Source organism: Brevundimonas sp. ABV4_179 (assembly GCF_056311945.1).
Genome location: NZ_CM149976.1, coordinates 264736 through 285992, shown reverse-complemented (window position 1 = coordinate 285992; position 21257 = coordinate 264736). Strand labels below are relative to the sequence as shown.

Genomic DNA, 21257 nt, shown 5'->3' with positions numbered 1-21257 from the left:
GCACGCGTCATCCCGCCTTCCGATGAAACCTGCAAGCCGACCGCCATGAGCCCGCGAGCGGCGCAGGATCAGATCATGGCCTTTTCTCCAGCGCGGCAGGCCTGACCCCCGGATGCGAGAGGATGAGGGATGGCGGCGACCGATGCGTATACCAATTAAGCGGTCCGTCCTGTGCCGCCCGCCGTGGGGGCCATCGTTCATGACGTCCGTTTCTCCGACTCACGAAGGCTACCCGGCTGATCTGAGGGCCCTGACCAGCCTGCGGGCCTTCCTGGCCATGGGCGTGGTGCTGTTCCACTACCAGCTTCAGTGGGATCCGGCCCTGGGCTACAGCCCGATCATCGAGCGAAGCCGGCTGGGGGTCGACGCCTTCTTCATGCTGTCGGGCTTCATTCTGGCCCACGTCTACGGCCCCGCTTTCGCCGCAGGAACGTTCAGCTACAGGCGCTTCCTCGTGGCCCGCTTGGCTCGGCTCTATCCCCTCCATCTGGCGATTTTAGGCGGTGTTCTGATCATGGTGCTCGGAGCTTCAATCTCTGGCGTTCCGTTCGATCTCTCGACCTACACGACAGAGGGCTTCTTCAAGACCCTGTTCCTGGTACAGGCGTGGTTTCCAAGCGAAATCGGATACAATTGGAGCGGCCCGTCCTGGTCGCTCTCGGCGGAATGGTTCGCCTATCTGCTGTTCCCGGCCTACGCCCTTCTCTCCATCCGGATGAGACATCGTCCTTGGTTCCTGCTCGGCTTGGGCATCGTCAGCTATGTTGTCATCGACGCGGCCTACGTCTCAACCTTCGGCAAGGTTCTGCCTCGGGCCGAGGACGACATGGGCATCTTGCGCATAGCGCCGGCCTTTCTGATCGGCATGGCGCTCTACGGCTTGGGCCATCGCTGGCGCTGGAGCCGGCCCGTCGCCATCGCCGCCGCCCTGGCTGCTACCCTCGTGTTGCTCGGCGCTATGCAGCTGTCGTTGGACGACCGGATCATCGTCGCCCTCTCAGCCCCCGTTATCCTGACCTGGTCCCTGCTCGCACGCGCGGACTGCGAGGGGCCTCTCGCCGCCCCTGCGCTGGTTTTCGCCGGTGAAGCCTCCTTCGCCCTCTATCTCGTGCACATGCCCGTCCTCGTCGCCTTCAAGGGCGTGGTCGCCGAACTGCGCGGCATCGACAGCGCCTTCCGCATCACGCCAGTCGAACTGGCAGGGTTGTTCGTCGTCACGGCGCTGATCGCGGCGGCCCTGCATCTGCTCGTTGAGAAACCTGGGCGAACCTGGATCCGACGCCGGTTCGAAAGCCGGCGAGCCCGGCCCGCAGCGCCGGCCTGACCCCGGGCCACGAGACGTGGGTACTGCCTCGGCGTCGGTCAATCCCGACCGGTCGGCGCCGCACTGGCGCCGCAGCGACCCGCAGCCCACCAAGAAAACATTTTGAGAATGATAGTGAGTCACTCCCATGCCGCCCCTTACCACGACTGGCGGATCGATCAATGTTCGCATCGTCGCAGCCGTCAACGGAGCTCCCGACCTCCGCCATCACGTATCCACCTGAAGGACGAATCCTAGCCATATCGTGATGCGGCAACCTCGACCGTTGCCATTGGGATCGGGTCGCACTATGGCGGATGAAGGAGCCGTTCAATCTTGTCTCGCCTGTTTCGCACCATTTGCGTCAGCCTGTGCGCCGCCCTCGTGGCGACGTTGAGCCTGCATGGGGTTCAGGAAGGGCGGCACCAGATTGCCCATGCGTCGGATTGGCCGGCAGTCGCGATCGGCCACGGTGATCACGCAGAGATCGCGGACGTCGATCATGGCTCGCTGCACGTCCATATCGCCCCCGACGCGCCGGCCGAGGATCCACTGGATCAAGCCGAAGACGGCGAAGACGAGGGCGAGGCCGGGCGTCCAGCAAGCCATCACCACCATACGAGCGGCGACAGCCACACCGCCATCCCGATCCTCAACCGCGATCTGAGCCCCCTCGTCGCCATGAACGCCGTGCTGATCCAGCCGGCGGGCGATGGCGCACGTCCGGCCCACGACGGCGACGGGCCTGAATACCCTCCCAGACGGACGCGCACGATCATCTGATCCGACGCGGCCAATCGGTCGCGCGTGCACCCCCGTTTCCCGGAGAGAATCCCTTGAAGACCCCATCGTCCGGCATTGCCGGGCCGTGGGCGCGACTGACGGCCGTGTCGGCCCTCGCGCTCATTCTGGCGGCCTCGCTGCCGCCGACCCTTGCTGTCGCACAGGATGCGGCGGCCACGTCCACCGCGCCTGTACTGTCGCTGGACGAGGCGCTGCGTCGAGCCGCCCTGGTCGATCCCTCACTGGCACCGACCCAGGCCCGGCGACAGGCGTCGCGGGCAGCCGTGCGTCAGGCGGACGTTCGTCCCAACCCCACGCTTGGGGTGATGGTCGAGAACTTTCCGACCATCGGCGGAGGCGACCTGTTCCGTCGGACCGAGACCACGCTCACAGTCGAGCAACGGTTCGAGCGGGGCGGTGACAGGTCCGCCCGTGTCTCTCTCGCCGAAGCCGAAGGGCTGCTGGTCGACGCCACCGCGCGCATTCGCCAGTTGGACCGGCTCGAACAGGTGCAGCGCGCCTGGGCGGAAGCTCTGGCGGCTCAGGCCGAGTTGGAGATCGCCCGCGAGCGCCTTGACCTCGCCGAACGGTTCCAGACCGAGGTCGGTCGCCGCGTGGACATGGCGCGCGATCCTCTGTTCGCCGGGGCGCGCGCCGAGGCCGAACTGGCTCAGGCCCAGATCGACTTCGATCAGGCCGGGATTACCGTCCGGGTCGCCAACATTTCGCTGGCCCGGTTCTGGGATGGGTCATCGGACTTCACCCTTGGCGCCGAGACCTTCGCCGACACCCGGTCGGCGCTCGACGTCACGGATGGGGTCGCCCAGGCGGACCTGGACATCTTCGTCGCACAGCGCGACATCGCCGTCGCCCGGGTGGCGGTGGAGACGGCCCGCGCCCGGTCGGACGCCACGGTCAGCGCCGGCGTCCGTCACTTCGGGGACGGCAACGACCTCGGCTTTGTCGTCGGCGCGTCGATTCCCCTTGGTCGCTACGACCAGAACCTCGGGGCCATCGACCGCGCCCGAGCGGAGGGGCTGGCCGCCGAGGGTGATCTCGCCGCCGCCCGCATCGACCGTGAACGTGAGATCGCGCGCCTGCAGGTTCAGGTCATGGCCCGAGCCAGCGAAGCTCGCAGGATCGGGCAGGAAACCCTTCCCCAGGCCGAGCGCGCCGTCGTTCTGGTGCGCGACGGCTTCAACAGGGGCGGCTTCACCTACAACGACGTCATCTCCGCCCAGACCGCCCTGCTGCAGACCCGCGCCCGCCGCGTCGCGGTGCTCAAGCAATTCCATATCGATCGCGCCCGCCTCGACAGACTGACCGGCGCGCACGGCGCCCTGATCCTCGCCCTGGAGACTCAACCATGATCCGCCTGACACCTTCGCGGCGCTGGCTCGTTGCGTCCGCGATCGTCCTCGCCTTCGCCGCCGCCGCTTGCGGAGACAAGCCCGCCGAAAAGGCAGGCGAAAACGGCGAGGCTGCCGCCGCCGACTATGAGCGTGGCCCTCACCGAGGCCGGATGCTCCGCGACGGAGACTTCGCCCTTGAGATCACCATCTTCGAGGAAGGACCAGAGCCCCTGTTCCGGCTCTATCCCTATCTGAAGGACAAGCCGCTCGATCCACGTCAGGTCCAGGCGACCATGGCCCTGACCCGTCTCGGGCCGAAGGTCGATCGGTTCACCTTCATCCCGACCGAGGACTATCTCGCCAGCCCCGGTGTCGTCTCCGAGCCGCACTCCTTCGACGTGGCGGTCGCGGCGACCCAGAACGGCAAGCGATCGACCTGGGCCTACCAGTCCTATGAGGGTCGCACCGTCATCTCAGCCGACGCCGCCCGCGCCGGTGGCGTCACCACGCAGCGCGCCGGTTCCGCAGTCCTGGGCGAGTCTCTGCCGTTGAGCGGTCGGGTCGAGATCACGCCTGAGGGCCAGAGCGATGTCTTCGCCCGCTATCCGGGTCGGGTGATGGCGTTGAACGTCGAACTGGGCCAGCGCGTATCGCGAGGCCAGGTTGTGGCGCGGGTCGAGTCCAGCGAGAGCCTCCAGACCTATTCCGTCACCGCGCCGATCTCCGGCGTCATCATGGCCAAGAACGTCAACGCCGGGGCCATCACCGGCGCGGGCGGCGAGCCGATGCTGGTGATCGGCGACCCAACCCGCCTCCATGCCGAGTTCGCCCTCTATCCGCGCGATGCAGAACGTGTCCGCCGGGGCCAGCGGGTCGAGGTCACCAGTCTGGCAGGTGACCACCGTTTCAATGGCGTCATCGAAACCATCCTGCCCGGCTCTGATCCGATGAGCCAGACCCTGATCGCCCATGTCGAACTGGCCTATCAGGGCGGCGTCTGGCGGCCGGGCCTGGGAGTACAGGGCACCGTTCAGGTCGGTGAGGGTGCAGTGCCTCTCGCCGTCCAGACCAAGGCCATCCAGCCGTTCCGCGATTTCCAGGTCGTCTACGCCAAGGTCGGCAACACCTATGAGGTGCGGATGCTCGAACTGGGCCGAAGGACCGACGAGTGGACCGAGGTGCTTGGCGGGCTCGAACCCCGAACCGAATACGTCGTGGACGGCGCCTTCCTCATTCGCGCGGACATCGAAAAGTCCGGCGCGAGCCATGATCACTAGGGGGCGCGAGAACCATGCTTGCACGCATCATCGCCCTGTCGATCCGCTTCCGATGGGCGGTCATGGGGCTCGTCCTCCTGGCCTGCGCCATCGGCGTCTGGAGCTTCCAGCGCCTGCCGATCGACGCCACTCCGGACATCACCAACGTCCAGATTCAGATCAACACCGAAGCCCCCGGCTATTCGCCGCTGGAGGCCGAACAGCGCATCACCTTCCCCGTCGAGACCGCCGTCGCAGGCGTTCCGGGCCTTCAATACACCCGCTCGGTTTCGCGATACGGGTTGAGCCAGGTGACCGTCATCTTCGACGACGGCACCGACATCTATTTCGCACGCCAACTGGTGAATGAGCGCCTCCAAAGCGCCCTCGGTCAGCTTCCCCCCGGCGTCACCCCTGAACTTGGCCCTATCGCCACCGGCCTCGGGGAGATCTTCATGTATACGGTCGAGGCCGAGCCGGGTGCACGACGTCCCGACGGCCAGCCCTATACGACCGAAGACCTGCGCACGCTTCAGGACTGGGTCATCCGGCCCCAGCTTCGCAACACGCGCGGTGTCACCGAGGTCAACACCGTCGGCGGCTACGAGCGTCAGTATCACGTCACACCCGATCCGCAGCGGCTGGCGGCCTACGGGGTGACCATGGCCGAGGTGGTCGAAGCGCTGGACAACAACAACGCCAACGTCGGCGCGGGCTATGTCGAGCGCTTCGGCGAACAGTATCTGATCCGGGTGCCGGGGCAGGCTTCGACGAGTGAAGACCTGGGCAACATCGTGATCGCCACGCGTGGGGGCGTTCCGATCCGCATCCTGGACGTCGCCGACATCGGAATGGGCCAGGAACTTCGCACCGGCGCCGCGACCGAGAACGGCAAGGAGACGGTCCTTGCGACGGTTCTCATGCTGGCTGGCGAGAACAGCCGTATCGTCGCCCAGGCCGCCGCCGCCAGCCTGCAGGAAGCCGCCAAGGCCCTGCCGCCCGGTGTCGTCGCCACGCCGGTCTACGACCGCACCGAACTGGTGGAACGCGCCATCCACACCGTCGAAAAGAACCTCGTCGAGGGCGCCCTGCTGGTCATCGTCGTGCTGTTCCTGCTGCTCGGCAACATCCGCGCGGCCCTGATCACGGCGGCGGTCATTCCCGTCACCATGCTGATGACCATCACCGGCATGGTGCGGACCGGAACCTCCGGCAATCTGATGAGCCTCGGCGCGCTCGACTTCGGCCTGATCGTGGACGGCGCCGTCATCATCGTCGAGAACTGCCTCAGGCGCTACGGCGAGGCCCAGCATCGCCTGGGTCGTATCCTGACCCGCGAGGAACGGTTCGATCTGGCGGCGACCGCCTCCAGCGAGGTAATCCGGCCCTCGCTATTCGGGGTCATGATCATCACCCTGGTCTATGTCCCCATCTTCGCCCTGACCGGGGTGGAGGGGAAGACCTTCCACCCGATGGCGATCACCGTCGTCATCGCCCTGACGGCAGCGCTCCTGCTGTCCCTGACCTTCGTACCCGCCGCCGTCGCCATGTTCGTCACCGGCAAGGTCGAGGAGAAGGACAGCTTCCTGATGCGCTGGGCCCGGGTGGGTTATCAGCCGGCGCTCGACTTCGCGCTCAGGACCCGCAGCCTGATGATCGGCATTGCGGTCGTGCTGGTGCTGCTCGCCGGGTTCGGGGCGTCGCGGATGGGCTCGGAGTTCGTGCCCAATCTCGACGAAGGCGACATCGCCATGCACGCCCTGCGCATCCCGGGCACCAGCCTGACCCAGGCCGTGCAGATGCAGACTGCGTTGGAAGCCCGCATCGCCCGCTTCCCCGAGGTGGAGCGGGTCGTGGCCAAGATCGGCACCGCCGAGGTCGCCACCGATCCGGTGCCGCCCTCGGTCGCCGACACCTTCATCATGCTGAAGGACAGGAAGGATTGGCCGAACCCTCGCAAGTCTCGCGGCGACCTCGTCGCCGAGATGGAAGAGGCCGTGAATGAGATTCCCGGCAGCAAATACGAGTTCACCCAGCCGATCCAGATGCGGTTCAACGAACTGCTGAGCGGGGTGCGGGCCGACGTCGCCATCAAGGTCTATGGCGACGATCTCGACGAACTGCTGCGCCTCGGCGCCGAGATCGAAGCCATCGTGGCCTCGGTGGACGGGGCCGCCGATCCCCAGACCGAACAGATCACCGGCCTGCCGGTGCTCCAGATCACACCCAACCGACCCGCCATGGCGCGCCTTGGCCTGAGCATCGAAGACGTCCAGTCGGTTATCTCCACCTCGATGGGCGGCACGACCGCCGGGCAAATCTTCGAGGGTGACCGTCGTTTCGACGTCGTTGTCCGCCTGCCCGAGCGTCTGCGCGCCGACACCAACGCCATCGGTCGTCTCCAGGTCCCGCTCCCGGCGGGCGAAGGACAGCCGCGTCAGTTCGTGCCCCTGAATGAGGTCGCCACGATCGAACTCACAAAGGGTCCGAACCAGATCAGCCGAGAGAACGGCAAACGCCGCATCGTGACCACGGCCAATGTCCGCGACCGCGACCTGGGTTCGTTCATCCGCGAGGTTCAGGACCGGGTCGATGCTGAGGTCGCCATACCGGCCGGCTATTGGGTCACCTATGGCGGAACGTTCGAGCAGTTGATCTCGGCCGCCAAACGATTGCAACTCGTGGTTCCCGCGGTGTTGCTGCTGATCTTCGGCCTGCTGTTCGCCTTGTTCCGCTCGGTCAAGGACTCGGCCATCGTTTTCTCCGGCGTGCCTCTGGCCCTGACCGGAGGGGTGGCCGCCCTGATGCTGCGTGGGCTGCCTCTGTCGATCTCGGCGGGGGTCGGATTCATCGCCCTGTCCGGGGTCGCCGTGCTCAACGGTGTCGTCATGGTCACCTTCATCCGCAGCTTGATCGCCGAAGGGAAGCCTCTTGGCGAGGCAATCCGGGAGGGGGCGCTGACCCGTCTTCGCCCGGTGCTGATGACGGCGCTCGTCGCCAGCCTCGGCTTCGTGCCCATGGCCTTGAACGTCGGAGCCGGCGCCGAGGTCCAGCGCCCGCTGGCCACGGTCGTCATCGGCGGGATCATCTCCTCGACCCTGCTGACCCTGCTCGTGCTCCCCGCCCTCTACAGCCTCGTCCACGGCCGCCCGTCTTCGCCGAACGGCGTCAGACGGTCGTGGCGTGAGCGGCTTCCCTTCGCATACTCCCGGAGGACTTCATGAACCCGCGTCTCCAGCGCGCGACCGCCTGGTTGCGAACGCCCATCGGCCTGCTGAGCGCAGGCCTGTTGGTGCTCTTCCTCAACGACCTGTTCACCGCCACCCTGGCGCACGGGGTGGCGGCAGGGGACAAGGGCTACATCCAGGAGACGTCCGGCATCGTCTTCTGGCCCTTCGTCTATCTGGGGGCCAAGCACATGGTCACCGGTTACGACCATCTGCTGTTCCTGTTCGGGGTGATCTTCTACCTCTACCGCCTCAAGGATATCAGCCTCTACGTCACCATGTTCGCCGTCGGGCATTCGACGACCCTGCTGCTGGGCGTGATGCTGAACGTCAACGTCTCCAGTTATCTGATCGACGCCATCATCGGCCTGTCCGTCGTCTACAAGGCGCTCGACAACATGGGGGCCTACCGACGCTGGTTCGGTGTCCAGCCGGACGCCAGGGCCGCGACCCTGGCGTTCGGTCTGTTCCACGGCCTGGGTCTGGCGACCAAACTGCAGGACTTCCAGCTGTCTTCAGACGGCCTCTTGGTCAACCTGATCGCCTTCAACATCGGCGTGGAGATCGGCCAGCTTCTGGCGCTCGGAGCCATCCTGATCGCCATGGGATTCTGGCGCCGGACCGCCAGCTTCGGGCGCCACGCCTATCTGGCCAACGTCATCCTCATGATCCTCGGTTTCATCCTGACGGGCTATCAGCTCGTCGGCTTCTTCGTCGCCTGACGGGAGACCTTCCATGCAAAATCTCAATCAACCCGATCCCGCCGAACTGCCGTCGACGGCCAAGCTGCTCAAGTCTACCGGCGTCGCCGTCGTCATCGCCTCGGCCCTGCTGGTCACCGTGGTCCTTCCAGCCGAGTACGGCGTCGATCCTACCCGCATCGGCTCGGTCTTCGGGCTGACCGAGATGGGCCGGATCAAGCGCCAACTCGCCGTTGAAGCTGCGGCTGAAGCGGCCTCAACGGCGGCGGTCATTACATCCACGAGGACCGCGCCTGCCTTGCCGGCAGCCGCACCAGTGGGCTCACCAGACACCGCAACTCAGGAGCCGGCCAGGTCTGCCAAGACCGAAGCCGTCCCGCCAGCGGTCACGACCCAGACGGCAGCCGCAGCTACGACAACCAATGGCGCATCGGCGGGTCGCAGCCATCGCACGTCCCTGACCCTTGAGCCTGACGAGGGGGCCGAGATCAAAATGGCCATGGGGGACGGCGCGAAGGCGAACTTCACCTGGTCCACCAGTGGCCCGGCGGTGAACTATGACACCCATGGTGACGGCCAAGGGATCACCTATCACGGCTATAGCAAGGGAACCTCCGCCCGCGAGACGGGGGTGCTAACGGCCGCTTTCGCGGGTCATCACGGCTGGTTCTGGCGTAACCGCAGCGGCGAGCGTGTCACCATCACGCTTCAAACCTCGGGCGACTACGAGAGCGTCGATTTCGTCGACTGAGGCTTACGGTCGGATGTCTCCCGCCTTGGGCTCACTCCTTCGTCGTCGGCCATCGCGGGTGGCGCTCGTCGATGACGAAGGGATGGCTGTGCAACGCCTCTCCGGATTGACCGTCCAGATGCGGATCGTCTTCGGCCGGTGCGTCATGCCGATGCGGCAGGTCCGTCGGGTCGTTCGCAGGCCAGACTACAAATCCTAGGACCGTTCCGAACGCGCACAGGGCGGCCAGCACCAGAAAGGCCGCGCTGGGGTCCGCAGCCGCGCTGACCAGACCGGCGACCGGATAGGCGATCAGCCAGGCGGCGTGGGACAGGGCGAACTGCGCCGCGAACAGGGCCGGACGATCCTGTGCGTTGGAAGACCGACGCAAGGCGCGACCCGCCGGTGTGAGGGTCAGCGAATAGCCGACGCCCATGACGGCCCAGAGGATGAGCAGGGCGACATAGGTGGTCGCCAGCACCGATCCCCCAAGCAGCACCAGGGTCATGATCGCGGCGCCCCACAACATGGCGGTCCGGTCTGCGACCCGGTCCAGCAGGCGAGGCAGGGCGATCGCCGCCGCCATCGACCCCGCCCCGAAAGCCGCTAGCGCCCAGGCGGCGGCTTGGCCGGACATGGCGAAGCGGGACTGCACCAGGACGACCGTGTTGACGAACACCATGGCCCCGCCGGCGGCCTCGGCGATGCTGATGGCGATCAGACCGCGCAGACGTGGCGTCAAAGCGAACAGGCGAACCCCGCCCGTGAGCCGCTGGATGAAGGGTTTCTGAGCCGTCTGCGTCAGTACCGGCAGTGCAGCCGTGACGACGAAAAGGGCCGAGATAACGAAGCCGAGGGACGTCCCGGCGAACAGATTGTTGTAGCTCATGAAGGCGAGGAGCACGGCCGCCAGCACGGGACTGGCCACGCTCTCGAGATCGGCCGCGAGGCGCGAGAGCGACAGGGCCTTGGTGTATTCCGCCTCGTCAGGCAGCAGGTCGGGGATCATCGCCTGGAACGCCGGGGTGAAGGCCGCCGAGGCGACGTACAGCACCGTCATCAGGGCATAGACCTCCCAGGCCTCGCCAACGAACGGCAAGGCGCCGGCGACACAGGCCCGGACGACATCCAGCGAGACCAGCAGGGCCTTGCGGGGAAGCCTGGCCGCCAGGGCGCTCGCGAAGGGCGCGACGCCGATATAGGCGATCATCTTGATGGCCAGGGCCATCCCCAAGACTTCGCCGGCATTGGCCCCGGCCAGATCATGCGCCAGCAGACCCAGCGCCACCGTCGCCATGCCCGTGCCGAGCAGGGCCGCGACCTGGGCGATGAACAGATGCCGGTAACCGGCATGGCGAAGCGGTGAAAACATCGAACGTCGTCCTGCGGCGGGTAACCAAGAGAGGCTGGTCTTATCCCCTCCAGGGGGATAGCATAGCCTCATGGCTCACGTCGTCCACGAATCCCACCCCGAGATCATCAATCGGCTGAAGCGCGCCGAGGGTCATCTGCGCAAGACCATCGCCATGATCGAGGGTGGGCGAACGTGTCTGGATCTCGCCCAGCAGCTTCATGCGATCGAGAAGGCCGTGGCGGCGGCCAAGAAGACCCTGATCCACGATCACATCGACCATTGCCTCGCCCATGCGGCCGAGGGCGACCCGGCCGAGGCCCGTCGGGCCATGGCCGAGTTCAAAGACATCACCAAATACCTGTGAGACGCCGATGACCCCGTTTGCAGACCTGCTCGCGCAGGGCTCGGCCCATGCCTGGCTGTTCATTCCTTCCGCCCTGCTGCTGGGAGCCTTGCACGGGCTGGAGCCCGGCCACTCCAAGACGATGATGGCGGCCTTCATCGTCGCGGTGCGCGGTACGGTCTGGCAGGCGATCCTGCTGGGTTTGTCGGCGACGCTGTCCCATACGGCCATCGTCTGGGCCATCGCCCTGACCGGGCTCTACTTCGGCCAGTTTTTCGACATCGAAGCCTCGGAGGGCTGGTTCCAGCTGGCCTCGGCCGTGATCATCCTCGGTGTCGCCGCATGGATGCTCTTCGCCACATGGCGCGAGCAGAACGCCGTCCACAACGAGCATGATCGTGACCACGACCATGACCACGACGAGACGCGCTGGATCGACACCGGCCATGGCGTCGTCAGCCTGAGTATCTTCGAGGACGGCGTGCCCCCACGGTTCCGGTTCGCTCCGGAGAAAGGGCCGGTTCCGAGGGCCGACGACGTCATCGTCGCAACCACCCGGGCGGACGGCTCCGTCCAGACATTCCACTTCGAGACACGCGACGGTTATCTCGAATCGGCAGACGTCATTCCTGAACCCCATGCGTTCACCGCAAGGCTGGTCCTGGGCCACGGCAATCACACCCACGAGTTCGATGTCGAGTTCGCCGAACACGATCACGAACACGCTCATGACCACGGCGGGCTTGATGTCTCGGACCCCGGCTATCAGGACGCCCACGAACGCGCCCACGCCAACGACATCAAGAAGCGGTTCGCCAACCGCAAGGTGACCACTTGGCAGATCATGCTCTTCGGCCTGACAGGCGGCCTGATCCCGTGCCCGGCCTCGATCACCGTCCTGCTGCTCTGCCTGCAGCTGAAGCAGGTGGCCTTGGGTGCGACCCTCGTCCTGTGCTTTTCGATCGGATTGGCGGCGACCATGGTCACCGTCGGTGTCGCAGCGGCGATCGGGATGCGGCATGCGGAGAAGCGCTGGTCGGGAGGTTTCGCGGCTTTTGCACGAAAGGCGCCCTATTTTTCAGGGGTTCTGATCGCTGTCGTCGGCCTGGTCTTGACCTGGCAGGCCGTCGTCTCCCTGGCCCGGTAGACAGGTGGGATGGCCAAGACACCCTGTATCGATGTCTGCACTTTCGACGCCCGCTCCGGTTTTTGCGCAGGCTGTGGACGCACGCGGTTGGAAGTCGCGGGGTGGCGCAAACTCACTCCGCATCAGAGGAAAACCATCGAACGCGACTTGCGACGTCGCCTGACGGGACGCTCGTAGGGCGCCTCGCATCCACATACTTGCCGCAGCGATCCGCCTATGACCTTGGGCCCCCGCGAGCCGACGACTTCCTCCTAGCTGATGGCTCGCAGGGAACTCGGAAGGGAAGTGGCCAAGGGGTCCGACATGCGCGCGGATGGACGAGGGGACTGCCACTCCAAGTTGGATTTCGGCAGGGCTTGCGGGGTCCAGCAGGCTCGCGTCCTAATCTCCCCCTTCGCGTCCACCGGCGGCACGCAGCAGGTCGCCGACCCTTCGACCATTAAGGCGGCATGAGGCAATCACCCGATCATAGACGATGACGCGACCGTTACGACCGCGAACCGCCACGCACGTCAGGACACGTCCGCGAACCAAGCCCGACAATCGGTCCCGGTCAGCGCGTCCGGTCGGACTGTGGAGCTCGGGGGCGTTAAAATCCGACAGCCGGACCTCAATCCAGGTCGAGGGGTCACTGTTGGGGCCCGCACACAGGCTGTCACCGTCACCGATGTAGCGCACCAGACCGGAGAAGGACGCGCCCGCGCGGTCAGGCAAACGGCCCTCGCACGGATCCGCGTGGGCGACGGCGGGAGCGAGGAGAAGACCAGTGAGGATCAGGAGCCATTTCATGGGCGCAGCCTGAAGCCATCGCCCCTCTTAGCCAACGGGCATTGGAGAAAAAGGAAGGGCGGGGGGTGGTCGCCCCGATCCGGGGCCAGCAGCCCCTGGAGCCCCGCGATGCGACCCTTGTCCTCATCAACATTCAGGCCTTCCGGCCTGCGTTCGGGAGACCTGTTCGCGGCGTCGCCGGGCCTTGAGCAGGAGATGGACGACGCCACCCTTCTTTCCCTGCTGATGACACGCACCATGCCGGAGCGTGACATCGCGCAGGCTGCAGCGACCTTGCTGGCGGTGTTCGGCACGGTCGCCGCCGTCGTCGCGGCGGATCCGCACGAGCTGGCGCGGGCCGCCACGCTCGACGCGACCACGATCACGGATCTCAAGATGTTGCGCCGGCTGAGTATCAGGTTGGCCCGATCGGAGGCCTGCCGCCGCCCCGTCCTGTCATCATGGTCCGCCCTGGTCGCCTATGTTCGCTCGGCCCTGGCCCACGAACCGAGAGAGCAGTTCCGCGCCCTGTATCTCGACAAGAAGAACATCCTGCTTCGGGACGAATTCCGGGCCGAAGGCACGGTCGATCACGCCCCGGTCTACCCCCGTGAAGTCGTCCGGCGGGCGCTGGAACTCTCGGCTTCGGCGCTCATCCTTGTCCACAATCATCCGTCCGGCGACCCGGCCCCGTCACGGGCCGATATCGAGATGACCCGCAGGATCGTGGACGCCGCCGGCGTTTTCGGCCTGCAAGTGCACGACCATCTCGTCATCGGCCGTCAGGGTACGGCGAGCTTCAAACAGCTCGGCCTGATCTGAGGCGGCCATGACCCTTCACGCGATTGTCGCCGCCCTGGGCGGCGACCTCTATGCCGGAGGTTCGCGCGCCAGCATCCCCGCACCCGGCCACAGCACGGCGGACCGTTCGGTTTCGTTGATGCTGGCCGATGATCGGGTCATCATCCACGGATTCGGCGGCGCCGATTGGCGCACCGCACGGGATGATCTTCGCCTTCGCGGCTTTATCGATGACGCCGGTCGGCTCACCGGCGGCGGGCGCGGACGGTCCTCATCGCCGAGACCGGACCGGCGCCTTCGCGTCGAGACCGCATCGCGTCTGTGGACCGCGACGACGGAGCGACCGCCCCACGGTCCGGCCGCTCTCTATCTACAGCGGCGCGCCGTTCTGGCCGGGGACGCGGTCTCCAATCTTCGGCTGCACCCGGCCGCGCCACTCTCGGTCTATCAGAGTGGTAGGCGCGTGCGTCCCGCTCTGATCGCCCGGGTCAGCGACGCCGAGGATCGTCTGACGGCGGTCGAGCTGACCTATCTCGAGACCAATGGTCTGCCCGCCGGCGGTCTGCGCCTGGCCCGAAAGACTGTGGGTCAGGTCCCGCCCGGCGCGGCCGTTCGCCTCTCGCCTGCGGCCGAAGAGATGTTGGTGGGCGAAGGGGTGGTCACGACCCTGTCGGCCATCGACCGCTTCGGTCTTCCCGGCTGGGCTCTTATGGCCGCCAATAACCTCGTCGCCTGGAGCCCGCCCGCCTGGGTGCGCCGGGTCCTGATCGCCGCTGACCGTGGCGAGGCCGGTGAGGCGGCGGCTGCCCGGCTCCGCCGCCGCCTGGTGAATGACGGTCTCAAGGTTGAGGTGTCATGGCCCGAGCCGCCGTTCGGCGACTGGAACGAGGTCGCGGTCGCGGCGGCGTCGCAAAGGGGGAGCGAGGGCTCTGAGGGGCGCCGGAGTGACGGGGATGGCCCCCGTCGCCCGGCAGGAGAGACCTCATGACCGACCTCGTTCCCGTCATCACCTCAACAACCTCTGTTCCTGAAACCCCAACCCCGGCCGTCATCTTCACGCCCGTGGAACGCATCGTCCGCCTCGGGGATCTCGGCATCGCGCGAGAGAACCTGCGCTATGGCGAACCGCCCGACGACGATATTCCGACCCTGGCCGCCACCCTGAAGGCGGCCGGTCAGTTGCAGCCCGTGACCGTCAGGCCCGGTCGCGGCAAAAAGGAGCAGCCGTTCATGGCCCTAGACGGTCGTCGTCGTCGTCTGGCGCTGGCGAGCCTGCTGGAGGCCGGCGACATCGACGAGGACTATCCTGTCCGGACCTATGTCGAGACCGATCCGGCGCGCCAGGCGGCGGCGGTGCTTTTGACCAACACCGCCGTGCCGGTCCATGTGGCCGATGTCATCGCCGCCATTGGCCGGATGCTGAAGTCGAAACTGACGATCACCGCCATGGCGCGGGCGCTCGGTTATGACGAGATCGAGATCAAACGGCTGGCCGCCTTGTCCGGGGTCGCGCCGGCCGCTCTGGTGGCGCTGAAAGCGGGCCGGATCACGCTTCGCCAGACCCGGCTGCTGGCGCGCCTGCCGGACCTTCAGGAGCAGAAAGACATCGCCCAGATGACGCTGGACGGCCAGGGCTTCCAGGAATGGCGGGTGAAGGAGCGGCTCGACGACAGCCGGGTCACCACGCGCGATCGCCGCTGCGCCCTGGTCGATCCTCAGGCCTATGCTGACGCCGGGGGGCGGACGGAGAGCGATCTGTTCGGTGAACTGCCGCCGGTCCTGCTCGACCCCGACATCCTGACCGAGGTCTGGACCCGTCGCGCACGTGGGATCGCGGCCGTGTTCGAGGCCGAAGGGATCTCGGTTCACGTGACCGCCGGCCCGGAGCCAGAGCTTCCCGACGATCTGGAGGCGCTCGGCTATGTGTATGGCGGTTCACTCCCCGCCGAAGAGATGGCGCGCTACCGGGCGCAGAGGGAGGTGTTCAACGACCGGACCGAGAAGGCCCGCATCGCCCTGGTAGACGTCGAGCACCCCGACGTGGCTGATCTGGCGATCGTCGACATGATCCACGCCAAGATTGCATCAGACCAGACTGGATGCGGGGGCCGGGTCGTGACCACGATGGTCCTGTGGCCGGCCGCGGAGGCAGGCGTCGAAGTCCGCTGCTACACGCCGGAGGAACCCGAGATCGACGAAGAGGATCAGGACGCCGCGCCGGAGGCCGCGCGTCGGACCGCGGCGCCACCGGCCTATGTTCCGCCGGAAGTCGAGGCTCCGGAGCCGGAGACAGAAGGCGTCAACCATGCCCTTCACGCCGTGCGGACCGATGTGGCGACGCGGGGTCTGATCCGCGCGCTGGCCGACGATCCCGGGGCGGCGCTTACAGCCTTGATCGCGCGGCTGTTCACCGTCCTCGTTCGACGCGCGCACGTCGCGCGGTCGGACTCGGCCTTGGCCATCACCGCCAGCGGGTTCAATCCCGCGAACAGCCGGGTCATCGAGGCTCTGGATGGTGACGTTCGTCGACGGCTCGAGGATCGTCGCACGGCCTGGGAAGCGTCCGGCGAGACCGTCATCGCCTGGGTCCACGGCCTTGCCCACGGCGAGAAGATGGGATTGCTGGCGGAGTTGACCGCCATCAGCCTCGACGTCCGGGAGGAGAAGACCTTCTCCATCCGCCGCAGCGCCCGGGCCGAGGCGGCGGAGCTGGCCGCTCTCTGCCAAGCGGACATCACTCTCCACTGGACGCCCGACGCCCCCTTCCTGCAGCCCCACTCCAAGGGCCTGCTGACCGGCATGCTCGACACCATGGGCGCCGAGGACGAGCGGGCGAAGACGCTCCGCAAGACCGAGCTGGTCGACTGGGTGGCCGAACAGGCCGCGCAACGGACCTGGGCTCCGGCCGCCCTGTCATGGGCCGCCCCGATCGACGCCGATCAGGATGCCCCGGACATCGAGGACCAAGCCGCCGGCGATGGCGTCGATGAGGACGACGAAGGGGCCGGCGCCTTCGTCGTCACTCCGGCGGGCAAGGCGGCCTTGGACGTCGCCGCCGCCTGATTATCCGCACACGGAAACACCGCCCCGGCGACCTGCCGGGACGGTGTTTCTCTGTCGTCGTGCGCGTCGACGCGACTGTCGGGGAGACGAAGGGAGGGCGGGGCGAAGCGAGCCTGGAGGACCGAGAGGGAGGAGCCCTCCGCTCCAGGCGATCGGAGCCTTCCATGTCAACGATCCGCAACCTGTCGCTGTTCGCCGACCTCGCCGTCGGGAATCTCCCCGCCAACATCCTGGCCGCTGCCCGTGCATTGGCCATCCATCTTGCCCGCTCCCGCCCGCTGGATCGACGTCTCGTGGCCGAGGTGATGACCACCGCGTTCGGAGCGTCCGACGCCGAGGGCGGCTGGACCTGGCGCGACGCCTATGACGCTATCGAGGGCGCGACGGTGCTTCAGATCCGCCGCCTCGCGCCGCAGATCGCCCGGCTCGAGGACGCCCCGGCCGAGATCGCCGCTCTGCTCGCCGCGGTCTCAGCGCTTGGCCTGACCCACAGCCGGCGCAGTGAGGAACAGGTCGCGCTGGACCAGTTCTCCACCCCGCCCCAACTCGCCGCCCTCGCGGTGCTGGCGTCGCAGGTTCGGCCGGGCGACCTCGTGCTGGAGCCCTCGGCCGGGACCGGATTGCTGGCCGTAGTGGCCGAAGCGTGCGGGGCGAGCCTGACGTTAAACGAGCTTGCGCCCACGCGCGCCGCGCTCCTCGACGGACTGTTCGCCAAGGCGACGCGCCGGCGGCACGATGGCCGCCATCTACCCGACCTCCTCGGGGACGCCGGGGCGTTCGACGTCGTGGTCTGCAACCCGCCGTTCTCGGATCTTCAGGCCCATCTTATCGCGTCGGTCAAGGTTCTGGCGGACGGCGGCCGGATGGCGGCGATCGTGCCCCTCACCGCCCTTGCCGACACCGATCTGAGGCGGGTGCTCGAAGGCCACGGCGTCATGGTGGCCGCCGTGGCGTTTCCCGCGCGCGCTTTCGCCAAACACGGCACCTCGGTCGAGACCGGCCTGCTGGTTATGGATCGCGGCGGGACAGCCGTCTGGGACGGCCTTCTTCACCAACCCGAGGATCTGGAGGCGACCGCCCGGATTCTCGCGAGCCTTCCGAATCGCGGCACCGCCCGCCCGCGCGTGCGGTTGACGTTGGACGCCGCCGCCTTCCTCGCGCCGCGCGACCGCGGGCTGGCCCTTCCCGCAGGCCGACTGGCCTTCCTGGCCGGAGCAACACCCCTGGCCTATGAGGCGCGGCCCTGGGCTGGAGAGGGCCGGGACGTCGGCCTCTATCAGGCGCATGCCCTGGCGCGGATCGTCCTGCCCGATCCCCGGCCTCACCCTTCACCCCTGGTCGAATCCGGGCCCATGGCCTCAGTCGCGCCGCCCGCGCCGACCTACCGGCCGGTGTTGCCGCCGGCGGTGCTCAACCAGGGCCGGATCTCCGACGCCCAAACGGAGACGGTGATCTACGCCGGCGAGGCCCATGCGGCCTTCCTGCCCGGCCGGTTCCGCCTCGGCGAAGCACCGCATGAGGTGGCGCTCGTGCGCGATGATCAAAGCGAAGCGTTCGCCTTCCGTCGGGGTTTCTTCCTCGGCGACGGCACCGGCTGCGGCAAGGGGCGGCAGATCGCCGCCATCGTCGCAGACAACATGAGCCAGGGGCGCGTGCGCGCAGTCTGGCTCTCCCGCAATGACGCCCTGCTGGAGGACGCCCGGCGCGACTGGGGCGCCATCGGCGGCGGGGCCCACGACATCGTGCCGCTGTCGAGCTGGAAGCAGGGAGACGGGGTCCGGCTGGACCGGGGTATTCTGTTCACCACCTACGCGACCCTGCGTCAGCCGGCGCGGGGCGTCCGTCCCTCCCGCCTCGACCAGATCGTCGCCTGGCTGGGCGAGGACTTCGACGGCGTCATCGCCTTCGATGAAGCCCACGCCATGGCCAACGCGGCCGGTGGCGGCAAGGGCGCGCGGGGGACGAAGAAGGCCTCGCTGCAGGGCATGGCGGGGCTGGCGCTGCAGAACCGTCTGCCGAACGCCAGGATACTTTATGTCTCGGCCACGGGCGCCACCACGGCCGAGAACCTCGCCTATGCCGCACGTCTTGGCCTGTGGGGCGGGCCCGAAGCGCCGTTCATGTCCCGCGCCGACTTCCTGGACGCCATGGACCGGGGCGGGGTCGCGGCCATGGAGCTGGTCGCACGCGAGCTCAAGGCGCTCGGGCTTTATGTGGCGCGATCGCTGTCGTTCGAGGGCGTCGAGTACGAACCCCTGGTCCATCCGCTGACGCCAGACGACGTCGGCGTATGGGACCAGTGGGCCGACGCCTTCCAGCTGATCCACGCCAATCTGGCAGAGGCGCTGAAGGCGACCGGTCTCAGCGACGAGGCTGGCAAGCCGAAGAGCGCGATGGCGGCTTCCGCGGTCCACTCCGCTTTCGAGGGCGCTAAACTGCGCTTCTTCGGTCACCTTCTGGCTGGCCTGAAGGCGCCGAGCCTGATCGCGTCAATCCGCGACGACCTCGCCTCGGAGCGCTCGGCCGTGGTCCAGATTGTCTCCACAAACGAGGCGGTGATGGAGCGGCGGCTGTCCTCGATCCCGCCCGAGGAATGGAACAACCTCTCCATCGACCTGACGCCGCGAGAATACGTCCTCGACTATTTGCGCGAGGCCTTTCCCGTGCATCTGATGGAGGCGGTCGAGGACGATGACGGCAATGTCACCATGGTCCCGGTCATAGACGACGGTCGTCCCGCCCTCAGTCAGGAGGCGTTGGCCCGACGCGAGGCCCTGATCGAGAAGATGGCCTTGCTGCCCGCTGTGCCGGGCGTGCTCGACGCCCTGCTGGAAGCTTTCGGGACCGACGCGGTCGCCGAGATCACGGGCCGGTCGCGCCGGGTGGTGGTGAGGGACGGTCGTCGCGTCGTGGAGCGGCGGGGCGCCTCCGCGGCCCGCGCCGAGACCGACGCTTTCATGTCGGGCCGCAAGCGGGTGCTGATCTTCTCCGACGCCGGCGGAACCGGCCGCAGCTACCATGCCGACCTGTCGGCTCCGAACCAGCAGCGGCGGGTCCACTATCTGGTCGAACCGGGCTGGCGGGCCGACGCCGCCATCCAGGGCCTTGGCCGCTCCCACCGGACGCATCAGGCATCCGCGCCCCTGTTCCGGCCCGTCACCACCGACATCCAGGGCGAGAAGCGGTTCACCTCGACGATCGCGCGCCGGCTGGACTCTCTGGGCGCGCTCACGCGCGGCGAACGGCGCACCGCCGGAGCCGGCCTGTTCCGCGCCGAGGACAATCTGGAGAGCCCTTGGGCGCGCCGGGCATTGCTGGTCTTCTACGGCGCACTGGCCTTCGGGGAGCTGGACTCGATGACGCTTGAGACCTTCGTGGCCAAGACGAGCTTGAAGCTGCTCGACGACGACGGCGGCCTCAAACCCTCCGACGACCTGCCGCCGATCCATACCTTCCTGAACCGGCTTCTGGCGCTGCGCATCGCCGACCAGAACGCCTTGTTCGCGGACTTCGACCGCATCCTGTCCGGCATCCTCGATCGAGCCGCCGCCTCCGGTGAACTGGACCGGGGGCTGGAGGACATCGAGGCCGAGGAACTGGAGGTCACGGATCAGGAAGTGATCCGGACCGATGTCTCGACCGGCGCCGAGACGGCTCTGGTGACCTTCTCGCTCAAGGTAAGGCGCGAGATCCTCGTCGCCGACGCCGCCCTGACTTGGGCGAAGGATGTCGCCCACCAGCTGGTCGTCAACGAGAAGTCGGGCCGCGCCGCGATTGCGGAACTCGGCTTGACCACCTCGACGGACGAGAACCGCCTGATCACCGCCGTGCGGCTGGTTCGGCCCGACGATCGCCAGACGATGGCCGAGAAGACGTTCGAGGAGTCGGCGTGGAAGCCAGCGGAGGTTTCGACCTGGCGGCGGGTCTGGGACCAAGAGGTCGCCGGGACCGACCCTTGGCGGACGCGCGAACTGACGCTTGCCACGGGATTGCTGTTGCCGATTTGGGGCCGGTTGCCGGCGCGGGGTTGCTCGGTTCGCCGGGTCCGGGCGCCGGACGGACGCCGCTGGCTGGGGCGGGTTCTGGACCAGGTTCAGGCTCGAACTCTGAAGACGAGCCTGGGTCTGACCGACGTCGCCGAGGTTTGGGCGGACGGCGCGAGAACCGCCGCCACGATCCTGGACCGCAACGTCCAGCTATCGCTGGAGGGCGGGCTGTGGCTGAAGCGGTCCCGCGTTATGGACCGCTGGCGCATCGAGGTGGTGGGAGGCCGGACGGATCGCGACGCCCTGGTCGCCTCGGGCTGTTTCGTGGAGATCATCGCCTACACGGCTCGGGTCTTCGTCCCGGTTGAGCGGCCGACCGTGTTGGAGGTGGTGCTGCGCCGCCATCCGGTTCAGACCGTCCTCGACGGGCAGGCCGCCTGAGC

The 21257-nt window shown here is 67.3% G+C and carries 15 protein-coding genes; 14 read left to right on the top strand and 1 reads right to left on the bottom strand.

The genetic code is table 11. The features are described from left to right. Positions 1 to 199: 199 nt before the first annotated feature. From ACYX4P_RS01405 to ACYX4P_RS01375, 7 genes are all read left to right on the top strand, one after another. Positions 200 to 1324, top strand: coding sequence for an acyltransferase family protein (locus ACYX4P_RS01405; protein ID WP_088582501.1), 1125 nt, complete (start codon positions 200 to 202; stop codon positions 1322 to 1324). Between the two features lie 315 nt (positions 1325 to 1639). Continuing rightward, the gene (locus tag ACYX4P_RS01400; protein ID WP_088582500.1) at positions 1640 to 2086 is read left to right on the top strand and encodes a hypothetical protein; all 447 of its coding nucleotides are present in this window, start codon (positions 1640 to 1642) and stop codon (positions 2084 to 2086) included. A gap of 53 nt (positions 2087 to 2139) precedes the next feature. Next, complete coding sequence (locus tag ACYX4P_RS01395) at positions 2140 to 3456, top strand: TolC family protein (protein ID WP_052004992.1); 1317 nt, start codon at positions 2140 to 2142, stop codon at positions 3454 to 3456. Beyond that, positions 3453 to 4715: an efflux RND transporter periplasmic adaptor subunit gene (locus ACYX4P_RS01390; protein WP_035308110.1), complete on the top strand. Its 1263-nt coding sequence runs from the start codon at positions 3453 to 3455 to the stop codon at positions 4713 to 4715. The genes ACYX4P_RS01395 and ACYX4P_RS01390 overlap by 4 nt, the downstream gene beginning before the upstream one ends. Before the next feature lie 14 nt (positions 4716 to 4729). After that, entirely contained in the window at positions 4730 to 7918 is a 3189-nt protein-coding gene (locus ACYX4P_RS01385; protein ID WP_035308111.1) for an efflux RND transporter permease subunit, read from the top strand. Next, the gene (locus ACYX4P_RS01380; protein ID WP_476070179.1) at positions 7915 to 8643 is read left to right on the top strand and encodes a HupE/UreJ family protein; all 729 of its coding nucleotides are present in this window, start codon (positions 7915 to 7917) and stop codon (positions 8641 to 8643) included. Before ACYX4P_RS01385 ends, ACYX4P_RS01380 begins: the two co-directional genes overlap by 4 nt. Before the next feature lie 13 nt (positions 8644 to 8656). Continuing rightward, positions 8657 to 9373, top strand: coding sequence for a hypothetical protein (locus ACYX4P_RS01375; protein ID WP_035308115.1), 717 nt, complete (start codon positions 8657 to 8659; stop codon positions 9371 to 9373). A 31-nt stretch (positions 9374 to 9404) separates the two neighbouring features. Here ACYX4P_RS01375 and ACYX4P_RS01370 read toward each other — a convergent pair whose 3' ends face one another. Beyond that, positions 9405 to 10724, bottom strand: coding sequence for an MFS transporter (locus ACYX4P_RS01370; protein ID WP_035308117.1), 1320 nt, complete (start codon positions 10722 to 10724; stop codon positions 9405 to 9407). 70 nt (positions 10725 to 10794) lie between these two features. Between ACYX4P_RS01370 and ACYX4P_RS01365 the strand changes: the two genes are divergently transcribed. The 7 genes from ACYX4P_RS01365 (at position 10795) to ACYX4P_RS01335 (ending at position 21255) form a co-directional block, all read left to right on the top strand. Then, positions 10795 to 11070 carry a metal-sensing transcriptional repressor gene (locus ACYX4P_RS01365; protein ID WP_035308120.1) on the top strand — a complete coding sequence of 92 codons (276 nt, stop codon included), beginning with the start codon at positions 10795 to 10797 and terminating at the stop codon, positions 11068 to 11070. A gap of 7 nt (positions 11071 to 11077) precedes the next feature. Further along, a complete protein-coding gene (locus ACYX4P_RS01360) occupies positions 11078 to 12196 on the top strand; it encodes a nickel/cobalt efflux transporter (protein ID WP_271145752.1) in 1119 nt (372 codons plus the stop codon). A gap of 9 nt (positions 12197 to 12205) precedes the next feature. Next, positions 12206 to 12373, top strand: coding sequence for a DUF1289 domain-containing protein (locus ACYX4P_RS01355; protein WP_081836171.1), 168 nt, complete (start codon positions 12206 to 12208; stop codon positions 12371 to 12373). Between the two features lie 807 nt (positions 12374 to 13180). Further along, the gene (gene radC / locus ACYX4P_RS01350) at positions 13181 to 13786 is read left to right on the top strand and encodes a RadC family protein (protein WP_052004993.1); all 606 of its coding nucleotides are present in this window, start codon (positions 13181 to 13183) and stop codon (positions 13784 to 13786) included. Positions 13787 to 13793: 7 nt separating this feature from the next. Then, entirely contained in the window at positions 13794 to 14753 is a 960-nt protein-coding gene (locus tag ACYX4P_RS01345) for a toprim domain-containing protein (protein WP_291537792.1), read from the top strand. After that, positions 14750 to 16828, top strand: a complete 2079-nt coding sequence (locus ACYX4P_RS01340) for a ParB/RepB/Spo0J family partition protein (protein ID WP_476070178.1) — start codon at positions 14750 to 14752, stop codon at positions 16826 to 16828. The genes ACYX4P_RS01345 and ACYX4P_RS01340 overlap by 4 nt, the downstream gene beginning before the upstream one ends. Positions 16829 to 16992: 164 nt before the next feature. Further along, the gene (locus tag ACYX4P_RS01335; RefSeq protein ID WP_476070177.1) at positions 16993 to 21255 is read left to right on the top strand and encodes a strawberry notch-like NTP hydrolase domain-containing protein; all 4263 of its coding nucleotides are present in this window, start codon (positions 16993 to 16995) and stop codon (positions 21253 to 21255) included. The last annotated feature ends 2 nt before the right edge of the window (positions 21256 to 21257 follow it).